The organism is Thiobacillus thioparus DSM 505, from assembly GCF_000373385.1.
Lineage (GTDB): Bacteria > Pseudomonadota > Gammaproteobacteria > Burkholderiales > Thiobacillaceae > Thiobacillus > Thiobacillus thioparus.
Genome location: NZ_KB891326.1, coordinates 108856 through 123342, shown reverse-complemented (window position 1 = coordinate 123342; position 14487 = coordinate 108856). Strand labels below are relative to the sequence as shown.

The window sequence follows — 14487 nt, the reverse complement described above, 5'->3', positions numbered from 1 at the left end:
AACCGCTCAGCAATGAGCGACAAAGGAGCGAATACATGAGTCACTTTCTCGACCGATTGACCTTCTTCAAGAAGAACATCGCCAGTTATTCCAATGGCCATGGCGTCGTCAGCAACGAAGACCGCAGCTGGGAGAACGCCTACCGCAACCGCTGGCAGCAGGACAAGGTGGTCCGTTCCACCCACGGGGTGAACTGTACCGGTTCGTGCAGCTGGAAGATCTTCGTCAAGAATGGTCTCATCACTTGGGAAATCCAGCAGACCGACTATCCGCGCACCCGCCCCGACCTGCCCAACCACGAGCCGCGCGGCTGTCCGCGCGGTGCCAGCTACTCCTGGTACGTGTATTCGGCGCAGCGCGTGAAATACCCGCTGATCCGCGGCCGCCTGATGGAAATGTGGCGCGAGGCGCGCGAGACCATGGACCCGGTTGCAGCCTGGAAATCGATCAGCCAGGACCCCGAGAAGGCCCGGCGCTACAAGTCGGTGCGCGGCCAGGGCGGCTTCGTGCGCGCCAAGTGGGACGAGGTGACGGAAATGATCGCCGCATCCAACGTCTTCACCATCAAGGAATTCGGCCCCGACCGCATCTACGGGTTCTCGCCGATTCCCGCCATGTCGATGGTGAGCTACGCCGCCGGCAGCCGCTACATGTCGCTGATCGGCGGCGTGTGCGGCTCGTTCTACGACTGGTACTGCGACCTGCCGCCGTCGAGCCCGCAGGTATGGGGCGAGCAGACCGACGTGCCTGAATCGGCCGACTGGTACAACTCGACCTATCTGATGGTGTGGGGCTCCAACGTGCCGCAGACGCGCACCCCCGACGCCCACTTCTACACCGAGGTGCGCTACAAGGGCACCAAGACGGTGGCGGTATCAAGCGACTTCGGCGAGATGGTGAAGTTCGGCGACATCTGGCTGGCGCCCCGGCAGGGCACCGATGCCGCGCTCGCGCTGGCGATGGGCCACGTCATCCTCAGCGAATTCCACAACAAGAGCAAGAGCCAATATTTCGATACCTACTGCCGTCAGTACAACGACATGCCGATGCTGGTCATGCTGAAGGCGCACGAAGACAAGCTGATCGCCGACCGCTACCTGCGCGCCTCCGATCTCACCGGCCACATGGGACAGGACAACAATCCCGAATGGAAGACCGTGGTGTACGACGAGAACACCGGCTACCTGGTCGCGCCCAACGGATCGATCGGTTTCCGTTGGGGCCAGTCCGGTGCGTGGAACCTGGAAATGCGCGACGGCTATTCCAATAAAGAGGTGAAGCCGCAGTTGAGCCTGCTGAGCAACCACGACGAGATTGTCGAAGTCGCCATGCCCTATTTCGGCGGCGACGACCACAACGACCTGCTCGTCCGCAATATGCCGGTCAAGCTCATCAGCGTCGGCGGCAAGGACGTGTATGTGGCCACCGTCTATGACCTGACGCTGGCCAATTACGGCGTCGACCGCGGCCTCGGCGGGCCGAACGTGCCCGAGAGCTACGACGACGACGTGCCCTACACCCCGGCCTGGGCCGAGAAACACTGCGGGGTGCCGCGTGCCGACATCATCACGGTGGCGCGCGAATTCGCCGACAACGCCGACAAGACCCTCGGCAAGTCCATGGTCATCCTTGGCGCCGCGCTCAACCATTGGTACCACAACGACATGATCTACCGCGGCATCATGAACCTCCTCATGATGTGCGGCTGCATCGGCCAGTCGGGCGGCGGCTGGGCGCACTACGTCGGGCAGGAAAAGCTGCGGCCGCAGACCGGCTGGGCGCCGCTGGCGTTCGGTCTCGACTGGCATCGTCCGCCGCGGCAGATGAACTCCACCTCATTCTTCTATGCCCACACCAGCCAGTGGCGCCACGAGAAGCTGGCCGCGTCGGAGATCCTGTCGCCCACCGCGAACAAGAATCTGGGCGATTACCGGCTGATCGATTTCAACGTGCGCGCCGAGCGCATGGGCTGGCTGCCGTCCGCACCGCAGCTGGAAACCAACCCACTGGACATCACGCGGGCGGCTGACGCCGCCGGCATCGACCCGGTCAAGTATGCGGTCGAGCAGATCAAGAGCGGCGCGCTCAAGTTCTCCTGCGAGGATCCGGACAACCCGAAGAACTTCCCGCGCAACCTGTTCGTGTGGCGCTCCAACTTGCTGGGTTCCTCGGGCAAGGGCCACGAATATTTCCTCAAGTACCTGCTCGGCACGCAGAACGCGGTGCTGGGACCGGATCTCGGCGAGCTGGGCGAGGCCAAGCCGAAGGAAGTCGTGTGGCACGACAAGGGCGCAGAAGGCAAGCTGGACCTGCTGGTGACGCTCGACTTCCGCATGTCGACCACCTGCCTGTATTCCGACATCGTGCTGCCGTCGGCCACCTGGTACGAGAAGGACGACCTCAACACTTCGGACATGCATCCCTTCATCCACCCGCTCTCCGAAGCGGTGCAGCCGCTGTGGGAATCGAAATCGGACTGGGAAATCTACAAGACCATCGCGAAGAAGTTCTCCGAGCTCGCCGCCACGCATCTGGGCACGCAGAAGGACCTGGTATTGACGCCGCTGATGCACGACACGCCGTCCGAACTAGGGCAGAGCCTGGGCGTGCGCGACTGGAAGAATGGCGAGGTCGATCCGATTCCCGGCAAGACCATGCCGACGATGACGGTGGTGACGCGCGATTACGGCGACACCTACAAGAAATTCACCGCGCTGGGCCCGCTGATGACCAAGGTCGGCAACGGCGGCAAGGGCATCAGCTGGAATACCGAAGTCGAAGTGCAGCAACTCGCCGAACTGAACTACACCGTTACCGAGGAAGGCATCAGCAAGGGGATGCCTAGGATCGAATCGGCCATCGATGCCTGCGAAGTGGTCCTGATGCTGGCGCCGGAAACCAATGGCCATGTGGCGGTGAAGGCGTGGGAGGCGCTGTCCAAGATCACCGGCCGCGACCACACGCATCTGGCCAGTTCGCGCGAGGACGACAAGATCCGTTTCCGCGACATCCAGGTGCAGCCGAGGAAGATCATCTCCTCGCCGACCTGGTCGGGTCTGGAATCGGAGCACGTGTCGTACAACGCCTGCTTCACCAACGTGCACGAGTTGATCCCCTGGCGCACCCTCACCGGCCGCCAGCAGTTCTACCAGGACCATCAGTGGATGCTGGATTTCGGCGAGGGCCTGTGCGTGTACAAGCCGCCGGTCGACACCAAGACGATCGCGCCGCTGCTGGGCAAGAAGCCGAACGGCCACCACGAACTGGTGCTCAACTGGATCACCCCGCACCAGAAATGGGGCATCCACAGCACCTACACCGACAACCTGCGCATGCTCACGCTGTCGCGCGGCGGCCCGCACGTCTGGGTGTCGGAGATCGAGGCGAAGCAGGCGGGCCTGGTCGACAACGACTGGGTCGAGGTGTTCAACGTCAACGGCACGCTGACCGCGCGCGTCGTGGTCAGCCAGCGGGTGCCCAAGGGCATGTGCCTGATGTACCACGCACAGGAAAAAATCGTCAACGTGCCAGGTGCAGAGGTGAGCGGATTCCGCGGCGGCATCCACAACTCGGTGACGCGCACCATTACCAAGCCGACCCACATGATCGGCGGCTACGCGCAGCTGGCCTACGGTTTCAACTACTACGGCACGGTGGGTTCCAACCGTGACGAATACGTGATCGTGCGCAAGATGAAGAAGGTGGACTGGATGGAAGGTCCGCTGGTCGAGCGCTGAAATGAAACGTTTCAAGAAGGGTGTCTCCCGCCCCTCTTACCCGCGCCACCTCTCTCCGGTGCGGGGTTTTTACAACGCACAGGGGCATGCCGCCCCTGTCAGGCAAGGAGTTACAACATGAAAGTGCGTGCCCAGATTGCCATGGTGTTGAACCTCGACAAGTGCATCGGCTGTCACACCTGTTCGGTCACCTGCAAGAACGTGTGGACCTCGCGCGAAGGCATGGAATACGCGTGGTTCAACAACGTCGAGTCGAAGCCCGGCATCGGCTATCCGAAGCAGTGGGAGAACCAGGACATATGGAACGGCGGCTGGAAACTGAAAGGCGACGGCAAGCTCGAGCCGCGCCAGGGCAGCCGCCTGAAGATTCTCGCCAACATTTTCGGCAACCCCAACCTGCCGGAGATCGACGACTATTACGAGCCCTTCACCTACGACTACCAGCACCTGCAGAAGGCGCCGCTGTCGGAGACGCCGCCCACCGCGCGCCCGATCTCGGCCATCACCGGCGAGAAGATGGAGAAGATCAACTGGGGCCCGAACTGGGAAGACGACCTCGGCGGCGAATTCTCCTCGCGCAGCCGCGACAAGAACTTCGACAACGTGCAGAAGGAAATGCACTCGACCTTCGAGAACACCTTCCTGATGTACCTGCCGCGACTGTGCGAGCACTGCCTCAATCCGACCTGCGTCGCCTCCTGCCCCTCCGGATCGATCTACAAGCGCGAGGAAGACGGCATCGTGCTGGTCGACCAGGACAAGTGCCGCGGCTGGCGCATGTGCATCTCCGGCTGTCCGTACAAGAAGATCTACTACAACTGGAAGTCCGGCAAGGCCGAGAAATGCATCTTCTGCTATCCGCGCATCGAAGCAGGGCAGCCCACGGTGTGCTCGGAATCCTGCGTCGGCCGCATCCGCTATCTGGGCGTGATCCTGTACGACGCCGACCGCATCGAGGAGGCCGCCAGCGTGGCCGACGAGAAGGAGCTCTACGAGGCGCAGCTGAAGATCTTCCTCGACCCCAGCGACCCCGCCGTCATCGCCGCCGCGCGTGCCGAAGGCATCCCGGAAGCCTGGCTCGACGCCGCGGTGAAATCGCCGGTCTACAAGATGGCGATCGACTGGAAGATCGCCTTCCCGTTGCACCCGGAATACCGCACGCTGCCGATGGTGTGGTACGTGCCGCCGCTCTCCCCTATCCAGTCGGCCGCCGAGTCGGGGCAGATGGGGATGAACGGCATCATTCCCGACACCAAGTCGCTGCGCATCCCCATCACCTACCTCGCCAACCTGCTCACCGGCGGCAAGGAAAAGCCGATCGTCACCGCGCTCGATCGCCTGCTGGCGATGCGCGCCTACATGCGCGGCAAGTCGGTGGAAGGCAAGCCCAACACCGCAGCGCTCGACCAGGTAGGCCTCTCTTCCGCGCAGGCCGACGAGATGTACCGCTATCTTGCGATCGCCAACTACGAGGATCGTTTCGTCATCCCCACCACCCACCGTGAGGAAACGCTCAACACCTTCGAGGAGAAGTCGAGCTGCGGCTTCACCTTCGGCAACGGCTGTTCGGATGGGGTGACGCCCAAGACCACCCTGTTCGGCAACCGCAAGAATGCCGTCCCGGTCGACCTGTCGCAGCTGCACGCCAAAAAGAAAACCGGTTAAGGAGCCCGCACGATGAAAACCTTCAAAGTCCTGTCCTTGCTGCTGTGCTACCCGGAATCCGAGTGGCTGGCGGCGCTACCCGAGATGCACGCCGCGCTGGAGGACGAAGCCGACTTCAATGGCGGTGCACCAGCCCGACTCGCGCCACTGTTCGATCTGCTGCACGAGTCGAAACTGATCGCGCTGCAGGAAAACTATGTCGCCACTTTCGATCGCAATCCCTCGCATTCGCTGCACTTGTTCGAGCACATCCACGGCGAATCGCGCGACCGCGGCTCGGCGATGATCGATCTGCTGGAGGAGTACTGGAAGCACGACTTCGACGCCAGCGCCGCCGAACTACCGGATTACGTGCCGCTGTTCCTCGAATTCCTGTCGCTGTTGTCGGCAGAGGAAGCCATCGAACTGCTCGGCGACGCCGTGCACGTGATCGCCACCATTGGCCGCAAGCTCGATGCCAACGGCAGCCCCTACGCCACCGCCTTCCAGGTGCTGGAAGCGCTGTCGCCGGTGGCCGCGCAGAAACTGGCCGAGCCGCCGGTGCGCGACATGGACGAGGCGATGGAATTGTTCGGCCCGTCGATCGACGGCGTCGAACCGCTGCTCAAACCCGGTCCGCAGGTATCCGTGGTGCAGATGCCGGCCTCGCGCCGGCAGGCAGCGATCTAATCACAGGAGAATCTGAAATGTCCTACTCGCAAACCTTCCTGTTTGGAATCTATCCCTACATCGCCCTGACGGTATTCCTGCTAGGCAGCCTGATCCGCTTCGACCGCGAACAGTACACATGGAAGAGCGATTCCTCGCAGCTGCTCAGGCGCGGCCAGCTGCGGCTGGGCAGCAACCTGTTCCACGTCGGCGTGCTGTTCCTGTTTTTCGGCCACTTCTTCGGCATGCTGACGCCGCATTTCGTCTACGAGCCTTTCATCAGCGCAGGCGCCAAGCAGGTGCTGGCCATGGTGTCGGGCGGCACGGCAGGTGTGCTGGCCTTCGCCGGCCTCAGCCTGCTGCTGCACCGCCGCCTGACCGAGCCGCGCATCCGCGCCACCTCGAAGTTCAGCGACATCCTGGTCCTGCTGCTGCTGTGGCTGCAACTGCTGCTCGGGTTGGCGACTATCCCGCTGTCGGCCCAGCATCTGGACGGCAGCATGATGATCCGGCTGGCCGAATGGGCGCAGCGCATCGTCACCTTCCGTGGCGATGCGGTCGAACTGCTGGCCAGCGCTGGCTGGGTATTCAAGACGCACCTTTTCCTCGGCATGACGATCTTCCTCGTCTTCCCGTTCACGCGTCTGGTGCATGTGTGGAGCGGCTTTGCCGCGACGACCTACGCCGTGCGCGCCTGGCAACTGGTGCGCCCGCGTGGCTGAGCAACGTGGCCTCAACGAATCAAGGAGACTGAAATGACGCATGTTGTCATCCTGGGAGCCGGCATCGCGGGCGTGACCGCGGCCTATGCCCTGAAAGCCCAACTGGGTCCGCACGACGAAGTGACGGTGGTGTCGGACAAGCCCTATTTTCACTTCGTGCCGTCCAATCCCTGGATTGCCATGGGCTGGCGCGAACGCGCCGATATCGCCTTCCCCATCGCGCCCTATCTGGAATCGCGCGGCATCAAGTTCATCCACAGCGCCGTCGAGCGCATCCACCCCGACGTCATCCAGGTCGACCTGGAGAACGGCGACGTGCTGTATTACGATGCGCTGCTGATCGCCACAGGCGCAAGCGGCATGACCGACGCGATTCCCGGTCTCGCCGACCATACGTATTCGGTGATCCACATCGACCAGGCCGAGCGCGCGCTGGCAGCCTACCGCGAATTCGTGCGCCATCCCGGACCGATCGTGATTGGCGCGGCGCCGGGCGCCAGCGTGTTGGGACCGCTCTACGAATATGCCTTCCTGATCGATGCAGACCTCAAGCGCCGCAACATCCGCGAGCGGGTGCCGATCACCCTCGTCACGCCCGAACCCTGGCCCGGTCATCTCGGCCTCGGCGGCGAAGGCGCCAGCCGGGGCGCGGTGACTGCCGCGCTGGTCGACACCAAGATCAGTGTGATCTGCAACGCCATCACGACGCGCGTCGACGCGGACGTCCTCCACATCGCCGAACTCAATGCCGCCGGTGGCACCAAGCAGACCCATACCCTGCCCTACGCCTATTCGGTCTACTGGCCGGCTTTCGGCGGCGTGCCCGGCGTACGCAGTGCCGCCGGCCTGGTCGACAGGCATGGACTCGTGATCGTGGATGAATACCTGCGCAATCCGGACTACCCCAACGTATTCGCCCTGGGCGCCTGCGTGGCGCAACCGGCAGTAACCCACACCCCGGTGCCGGTGGGCTCCCCCGACTCGGTATACGCGATCCAGAAAGCCGGCGAGATCGCGGTGCACAACATCCTGGCCCAACTCGGCGATGCGCCGCTGACGAGCTATGTCCCGCAACGCGCCAAGTGGTTGAGCGACATGGGCAACACCGGCGCAGCCTACCTGTCGGAGCCCCAGGTGCCCTTGCGCGACATCAACTGGATGCGCCAGGGGCGCTGGGTGCATCAGGCCAAGGTCGATTTCGAGAAGTACTTCGTCAACCGGATCCGTCTGCAGCCTGCTGGCCACACTCCTTCCGTCGCTTCGCACATCGCCGGCGTGATGAGCCGAGTGCTGGCCGGAAAAAGCGGCGAACCGCACCCGCCGCTGATGGCGGCCAGTGGCGGCAAGCCTCTCGAAATCCGGCTGCCGCAGGATCCCTGCATCGAGCTCAGGGCGCTGGCCAAATCGGTCGGTCGCGATCCCGACGCACTGGCAGCCGACCTGCTGGCTGCCGCGGTGTCCGACGCCAAATCGTATCTGAACGAACCGGGCGTCGAGGCCATGGCGCTGGCACGGCGCGAACTGCTGGTGGAAGCCCTGCCGGAACGCCAGCCGGGTGTCGAATTCCACGGCGGAGGGACATGACGGGATGTGCTTCCGGTCCCGGCTTGATCGCATCGGCAGAACATGTAAACATATATGCAAAATGAATTATTAAGCAACGTAATCGGAACAGGAGAAAACCATGGCCATCGATTTGCCCGAACGCGACGCGGAAGGTTATCTGATCGAACCGGGAGACTGGAATGAGGAAATAGCCCAGGTCCTGGCCGAAGGCGAGAACATCCAGCTCACCGACGACCATTGGGATGCCATCCGTTTCATGCGCGAATACTATGACGAGCACCAGATCGCAGCCGATGCCCGCTTCGTCATCAAGCATCTGGCCGAACGCATGGGCAGGGATGCGCAGAAGAAGCTGTTCGAACTGTTTCCCTATGGCTATGTGAAGCAGGCCTGCAAGATCGCCGGCATGAAACGTCCGCGAGCCTGGAGTACGGGCTGATCGACGACCTGCGAACGGCGCAGGGTGGCACTTCTCAACCTGATTGATCCCACCCGCACCGCATGGCCATGCTGCCCATCGACGATCGAGCGAAGCGTCCGCCGCCCACCGGCTGGGCGCCCTTTGCGCTCGGATTCCGGCCGTTCTTCCTGGCGGCCGGCCTCTATGCCGTATTGATGATGGCGCTGTGGTTGCTTGTTCTGGGCGGCGTCATCATTCCGGGCGAATTGCTCCCGCTGGTGTGGCACGGTCATGAAATGGTGTTCGGCTTCGCCGTATCGGTGATTGCCGGTTTTCTGCTGACCGCGGCACAGAACTGGACCGGCCTCCGCACCCCGTCGGGCCGCCCGCTGGCCGCGCTGTTCCTGTTGTGGCTGGCGGGGCGCCTGGGCTTCCTGATTCCGGGCCTGCCGGCCGGGCTGGTCGCGCTGGTCGACCTGGCGTTCCTGCCAGCGCTGGCAATCGTACTGGCGTGGCCGATCCTGCAGGCGAAGCAGCTGCACAACTATCCCTTCCCCATCCTGCTGCTGGCGCTGGCTGCAGCCAATGCGCTGGTACACGCCGACGCCCTGCACTGGACGTCCGGCACGGCACGACCGGGGCTGCATCTGGGTGTCTATGTGGTGATCATGATGATCACGGCGATGGGCGGACGGGTGATCCCCAGCTTCACCGACAACAAGCTGCACACCCGCGCGCGCCGCTGGAAAATCATCGAATGGCTGGTACCGGCCGCCACCCTGCTGGCATTGATTGCCGCGCTGGTCGCGCCGGCCTCGCCCGCTACGGCCCTGCTTGCCGCTGTAGCGGCGGCGGCCCACGCGATCCGCCTGGCGGGCTGGTATACCCCAAAATTCTGGTCGGTGCCGCTGCTGTGGATCCTCCATCTGGGCTATGCGTGGATACCGCTCGGCTTCGCGCTGCTGGCACTGTCGGCGGCCGGATGGAACGCCGCCGCCGGCAGCGCGCTGCATGCCTTCACCGCCGGCGCCATCGGCGCCCTGACCCTGGGCATGATGGCGCGCGTCTCGCTCGGCCACACCGGCCGTCAGTTGGAACCACTACCGATCATGACGCTGGCCTTCGTGGCGATCAACCTCGCCGCGCTGGCCCGCGTCGCGCTGCCGCTGCTTTTTCCTGCGGCGTATACGCAAGGCATGGCCGTGGCCGGACTGGTGTGGATCGCCGCATTCGGCCTGTTCGTGGCAGTGTATGCCCCGATGCTGCTGCGCCCGCGCGTCGACGGCAAACCCGGCTGAACTCCCGGTCCGCGCATTGACGCGCGCGGCCAAACCGGTGCAGGCTCTGCCCTGCTCCTTTTTCCGCCGCTCCCGGCCGTGGCCCATGACCCGTATTGCGCGCTGGTTCGTCCTCTGTCTGCTGTCGGCCTCTGCGCTGGCCGCCTCGCCCGACGGCATCGTGGCGGTCTCGCAGCCTGCCGCCGCTGCGGCCGGCGCACGCATCCTGGCGCAGGGCGGCAACGCCATCGATGCCGCCGCCGCGGTGCAATTCGCGTTGAACGTCGTCGAGCCGCAATCGTCCGGCATCGGCGGCGGCGGCTTCATGCTGGTCCATGTGGCCAAGACCGGCGAGACCTTCTTCGTCGATTCGCGCGAACGCGCCCCGGCGCACGCCAGCGCCGACATGTTCGCCCCCGGCGGCCTGCCGATGGCCTTTCCGCTCGCCTCGACCAGCGGCCTCGCGGTGGGCGTGCCGGGCACGCTCCTCGGCGTCGACACTGCACTGCGCCGCTGGGGCACGATGAAGCTGGCCGACACGCTGGCCCCCGCGATCGAACTCGCCGAGCACGGTTTTCGCGTCAATCGTTTCCTGGCGGAGGACATCGCGAACGACGACGGCCGCACCCAGATCCAGCCGGAAACCGCGGCAACCTTTCGTCCCGGCGGCGTGCCGCTGGCCGAGGGCGACTGGCTGGTCCAGCCCGCCCTGGCGAAGACCCTGAAGCTGATTGCATCCCAAGGCCCCGATGCCTTCTACCGCGGCCCGATCGCGCGCGCCATCGTCAAGGCGCAGCAGCGCGGGCGCAGCGAACTCGGCGACGCGGGCAAGGGCCGCATGACGCTCGCCGATCTGGCGCAGTATCGGGTGGCGATCCGCCGGCCGCTGGTCGGCCACTATCGCGGCTGGATCCTCGCCGGCATGCCGCCCCCCTCCTCCGGCGGCCTCACGCTCTTCGAAATCCTGAAGCTGCTCGAGCGCTTTCCGCTCGGCGACGTCGCACAGGGCTATGGCTTCGGCAGCCCCAAGACCCTGCATGTGATGACCGAGGCCATGCGCCTGGCATTTGCCGACCGCGCGGTGTGGATCGGCGACGACGATGCCGCGCCGGCGGCGCAACGCGCCCTGCTGAACCCCGGCTACCTGACGGCACGTTCCGCCCTGATCCGGCCCGACCGCCGCATGGACACGCCGCAGGCAGGCGACCTCACGCCGTGGCATGCCGTGCAGCCAAAACCGGCCCGCACGCGGGCGGAAAGCCTCCACACCACCCACTTCGCCATCGTCGACCGCTGGGGCAACATGGTGAGCTATACCACCACCATCGAGTACACCTGGGGTTCCGGCATCACCGTGCCGGGCTATGGTTTCCTGCTCAACAACGAACTGACCGATTTCAATTTCCTGCCCAGCGCCGACCCCGCCGAAGGCAATCCTGGCACCAACGACGTCGCGCCATTCAAACGTCCGCGCTCCAGCATGGCGCCGCTGCTGCTGCTGAAGGACGGCAAGCCCGTCGCCGCCTACGGCTCGCCCGGCGGCGCCACCATCATCAACTCGGTGCTCAACGTCACGCTCAACTTCATCGACCACGGCATGACGATGCAGCAGGCCATCGATGCACCGCGCCTGTCTGTTACCAACGCAACGGGCAAGGTGAGCTGCGAAGGCGGCCAGGCCTTCATGCAGCCGCCCTTCAGTCCCGCCACGCAGGACACGCTGCGCACACTCGGGCATACCGGCCTGGGCGAATCCGGAACGGATGGCTGCCGCGAAACCATCGGCTCGGTCCAGGCCGTCGTCGTCGATCCCGCGACCGGCCTGCATCACGGGGCTGCCGACAGGCGGCGCGAGGGGACGGTGATTCGGGTTGGATACTGACGAAATCAGTTATCGGTTGCTGCGCTTCGACCGTGATGCAAACCGCGTCGTCCATTTTTCCGAATGGTCTTCGCTTGATGCCGCTCGGCGATTCTTCGAATCTCCGGAACGGGTGGAAATCAGACGGCGAGCCGGCGTCAAGGCGCCCGAGTTCCTCTATCTGCATGAGATTGAACAGGGTGTACTGGAGCGCCATCGATACGTGGCGGATGCCTTGCCGAGCGCGAGGCGATCTCGCTAACATGAGGGCTTGTTTGGGTCTGATGGAGGCTGTCCACAACCCCCGGCTCATCCCAACCCCTGGCCACGCAGCACGTGCGTGACCGCAGCCGATAGAGAAAAGGAACATGCCGCGACGTCACAAGGAACGACACCGCACTGACCGTATCGGCTGGCTGCGCGCAGCGGTGCTGGGGGCGAATGACGGCATTGTTTCCACGGCCAGTCTGATCCTCGGCGTTGCATCGGCACAGGGCGGCCACAGCAGCGTTCTCGTCGCCGGGCTTGCCGGCCTGGTCGCGGGTGCCATGTCGATGGCAGCCGGCGAATATGTCTCCGTGCACTCCCAGGCGGACACCGAGCAGGCCGACCTCGAACTCGAGCGACAGGAACTGAAGACGAACGATCTGGGCGAACACCGGGAACTGGCGGCAATCTATGTCAACCGCGGACTCGATCCGACACTGGCGAAGCAGGTCGTCGACCAGCTCATGGCGCACGACGCGCTCGGCGCGCATGCACGCGACGAACTTGGGATATCCGAGGCGCTGACTGCTCGGCCGATCCAGGCGGCGCTTTCTTCGGCTGCCAGCTTCTCCGTCGGCGCAGCCATGCCGCTTCTGGTCACGGTATTCGCACCGGAAGCGGACTTGATCCCGCTCGTCTCGGCAACCTCGCTCGTGTTCCTGGCACTTCTGGGCGGCGTGGCGGCCCGTGCCGGCGGTTCGCGGGTGGCGATGGGCGCCCTGCGCGTCACGTTCTGGGGCGCGTTGGCCATGGGCGTGACGGCCGGCGTCGGGGCCTTGTTTGGCACGCTGGCTTGAGCAGCCGCATAACGGGTCTTGGATAACACCTCATGCTTTATGGAGAAAATACCTATGCAACCGCGTGTCAGCTTGATTACCCTTGGCGTGGACGATCTCGACCGTGCGGTGACATTCTATGCCGAAGGCATGGGCCTCAAGACCGAAGGCATCGTGGGACGGGAGTTTGCGTTCGGTGCCGTCGCATTCTTCGAACTCCAGGGCGGCCTGAAGCTGGCGCTGTGGCCTCGGGAAAGCCTCGCCCACGATACCGGCCTGGCTGCAGGTCCCCCCAATGCCACCGACATCTCGCTTGCGCATAACGTTGCGTCCAGGGCCGACGTCGATGCGGTGATGGCCCAGGCCGCCGCCGCAGGCGCCCGCATCGTCAAGCCTGCCCACGATACCTTCTGGGGCGGGTACGCAGGCTACTTCCTGGATCCGGACCAGCATCTCTGGGAAGTGGCCTGGAATCCCCAATGGGTCCTGGATGCGTGACACCGGCCCCGTACCGTTTCCAGGACAGCCTGGGGTTTCATGAAACAGCCCTCCAGCGAAGGGCTTGGAGGCAACGCTGAAGGCGGATACCCTGTCGCCCAACGTCGCCTGGCCTTCAGATGGCGATCGAAAGAAACCTGCCATGTCCCCTACCCGTACCCTCACCCTGACGTCGCTCGCCATGCTGGCCTTTGCGGGCAATTCCCTGTTCTGCCGGATTGCGCTCAAACACACCAGCATCGACCCGGCCAGCTTCACGACCCTCCGGCTGGCCTCCGGCGCGCTCACACTCTGGCTGCTGGTGAAGGCAAGACAAGGCACCACGGCCGGACGCGGCAACTGGCTATCCGCGCTGGCGCTGTTTGCCTATGCGGCGGGCTTTTCTTTTGCCTATGTAAGTCTGCCGGCGGCAACGGGTGCGCTGCTGCTGTTTGGCGTCGTCCAGGCGACGATGATCGGCCACGGCATGTGGACAGGCGAACGTCTGGGACGCATGCAGCTTGCCGGGTTCATCCTCGCCTTCGGGGGGCTGATCGGCCTCCTGCTCCCGGGCCTCTCGGCACCGCCGCTGCTGGGCTCGGTATTCATGCTGGGCGCCGGGATTGCATGGGGCATCTATTCCCTGCGCGGGAAAGGTGCAGGGAACCCCCTCCGGGTCACGGCGGGCAACTTCCTGCGAGCAACGCCCATAGCAGCCGCATTGAGCCTGTTCATGATGCATGGCACGCCACTGGATTATGCCGGGATCGGCTATGCGATCCTGTCGGGCGCGCTGGCGTCCGGGATGGGCTATGCCATCTGGTACATGGTCTTGCCGGCACTGAAGGCCACCCAGGCTTCGATCGTGCAGCTCAGCGTCCCCGTGATTACCGCGCTGGGCGGCATCCTGTTTCTTGGCGAATCACTCACCCTGCGGCTGGCCTTGGCGTCGGCCGCCATTCTCGGCGGGATTGCGCTGGTCATTCTCGAAAAACCGACCTTACGCCCGCACGCCATCCCGGCAAGCCGCCCGTAGACGACAGTCCGTGCCTCGATGCGAGTGATCCGCCCACCTCTTCTCTGGCTTGCTG

General features: G+C 64.3%; 12 protein-coding genes. All 12 read left to right on the top strand.

The genetic code is table 11. The features are described 5' to 3' along the window. Positions 1 to 35 precede the first annotated feature (35 nt). The 12 genes from B058_RS0108355 to B058_RS0108305 all read left to right on the top strand — a co-directional run bounded on the left by B058_RS0108355 (position 36) and on the right by B058_RS0108305 (position 14432). Positions 36 to 3737, top strand: a complete 3702-nt coding sequence (locus tag B058_RS0108355; protein WP_018508023.1) for a nitrate reductase subunit alpha — start codon at positions 36 to 38, stop codon at positions 3735 to 3737. A 117-nt stretch (positions 3738 to 3854) separates the two neighbouring features. After that, positions 3855 to 5402, top strand: coding sequence for a nitrate reductase subunit beta (narH, locus tag B058_RS0108350; RefSeq protein ID WP_018508022.1), 1548 nt, complete (start codon positions 3855 to 3857; stop codon positions 5400 to 5402). Positions 5403 to 5414: 12 nt separating this feature from the next. Next, positions 5415 to 6071: a nitrate reductase molybdenum cofactor assembly chaperone gene (narJ, locus tag B058_RS0108345; protein WP_018508021.1), complete on the top strand. Its 657-nt coding sequence runs from the start codon at positions 5415 to 5417 to the stop codon at positions 6069 to 6071. Positions 6072 to 6088: 17 nt separating this feature from the next. Continuing rightward, positions 6089 to 6772 carry a respiratory nitrate reductase subunit gamma gene (narI, locus tag B058_RS0108340; protein WP_018508020.1) on the top strand — a complete coding sequence of 228 codons (684 nt, stop codon included), beginning with the start codon at positions 6089 to 6091 and terminating at the stop codon, positions 6770 to 6772. Positions 6773 to 6805: 33 nt separating this feature from the next. Further along, positions 6806 to 8356, top strand: a complete 1551-nt coding sequence (locus B058_RS0108335) for an NAD(P)/FAD-dependent oxidoreductase (protein WP_018508019.1) — start codon at positions 6806 to 6808, stop codon at positions 8354 to 8356. 100 nt (positions 8357 to 8456) lie between these two features. Next, positions 8457 to 8777 carry a TusE/DsrC/DsvC family sulfur relay protein gene (locus B058_RS0108330; RefSeq protein ID WP_018508018.1) on the top strand — a complete coding sequence of 107 codons (321 nt, stop codon included), beginning with the start codon at positions 8457 to 8459 and terminating at the stop codon, positions 8775 to 8777. Between the two features lie 62 nt (positions 8778 to 8839). Then, entirely contained in the window at positions 8840 to 10036 is a 1197-nt protein-coding gene (locus tag B058_RS0108325) for an NnrS family protein (protein WP_018508017.1), read from the top strand. Positions 10037 to 10121: 85 nt separating this feature from the next. Continuing rightward, positions 10122 to 11897 carry a gamma-glutamyltransferase gene (gene ggt / locus B058_RS0108320; protein WP_051082078.1) on the top strand — a complete coding sequence of 592 codons (1776 nt, stop codon included), beginning with the start codon at positions 10122 to 10124 and terminating at the stop codon, positions 11895 to 11897. Continuing rightward, the gene (locus B058_RS17530) at positions 11887 to 12138 is read left to right on the top strand and encodes a hypothetical protein (protein WP_211208666.1); all 252 of its coding nucleotides are present in this window, start codon (positions 11887 to 11889) and stop codon (positions 12136 to 12138) included. Before ggt ends, B058_RS17530 begins: the two co-directional genes overlap by 11 nt. Before the next feature lie 106 nt (positions 12139 to 12244). Next, positions 12245 to 12940: a VIT1/CCC1 transporter family protein gene (locus tag B058_RS0108315; RefSeq protein WP_018508015.1), complete on the top strand. Its 696-nt coding sequence runs from the start codon at positions 12245 to 12247 to the stop codon at positions 12938 to 12940. Between the two features lie 54 nt (positions 12941 to 12994). Then, entirely contained in the window at positions 12995 to 13417 is a 423-nt protein-coding gene (locus tag B058_RS0108310) for a VOC family protein (protein ID WP_018508014.1), read from the top strand. Positions 13418 to 13559: 142 nt separating this feature from the next. Then, positions 13560 to 14432: a DMT family transporter gene (locus B058_RS0108305; protein WP_051082076.1), complete on the top strand. Its 873-nt coding sequence runs from the start codon at positions 13560 to 13562 to the stop codon at positions 14430 to 14432. The last annotated feature ends 55 nt before the right edge of the window (positions 14433 to 14487 follow it).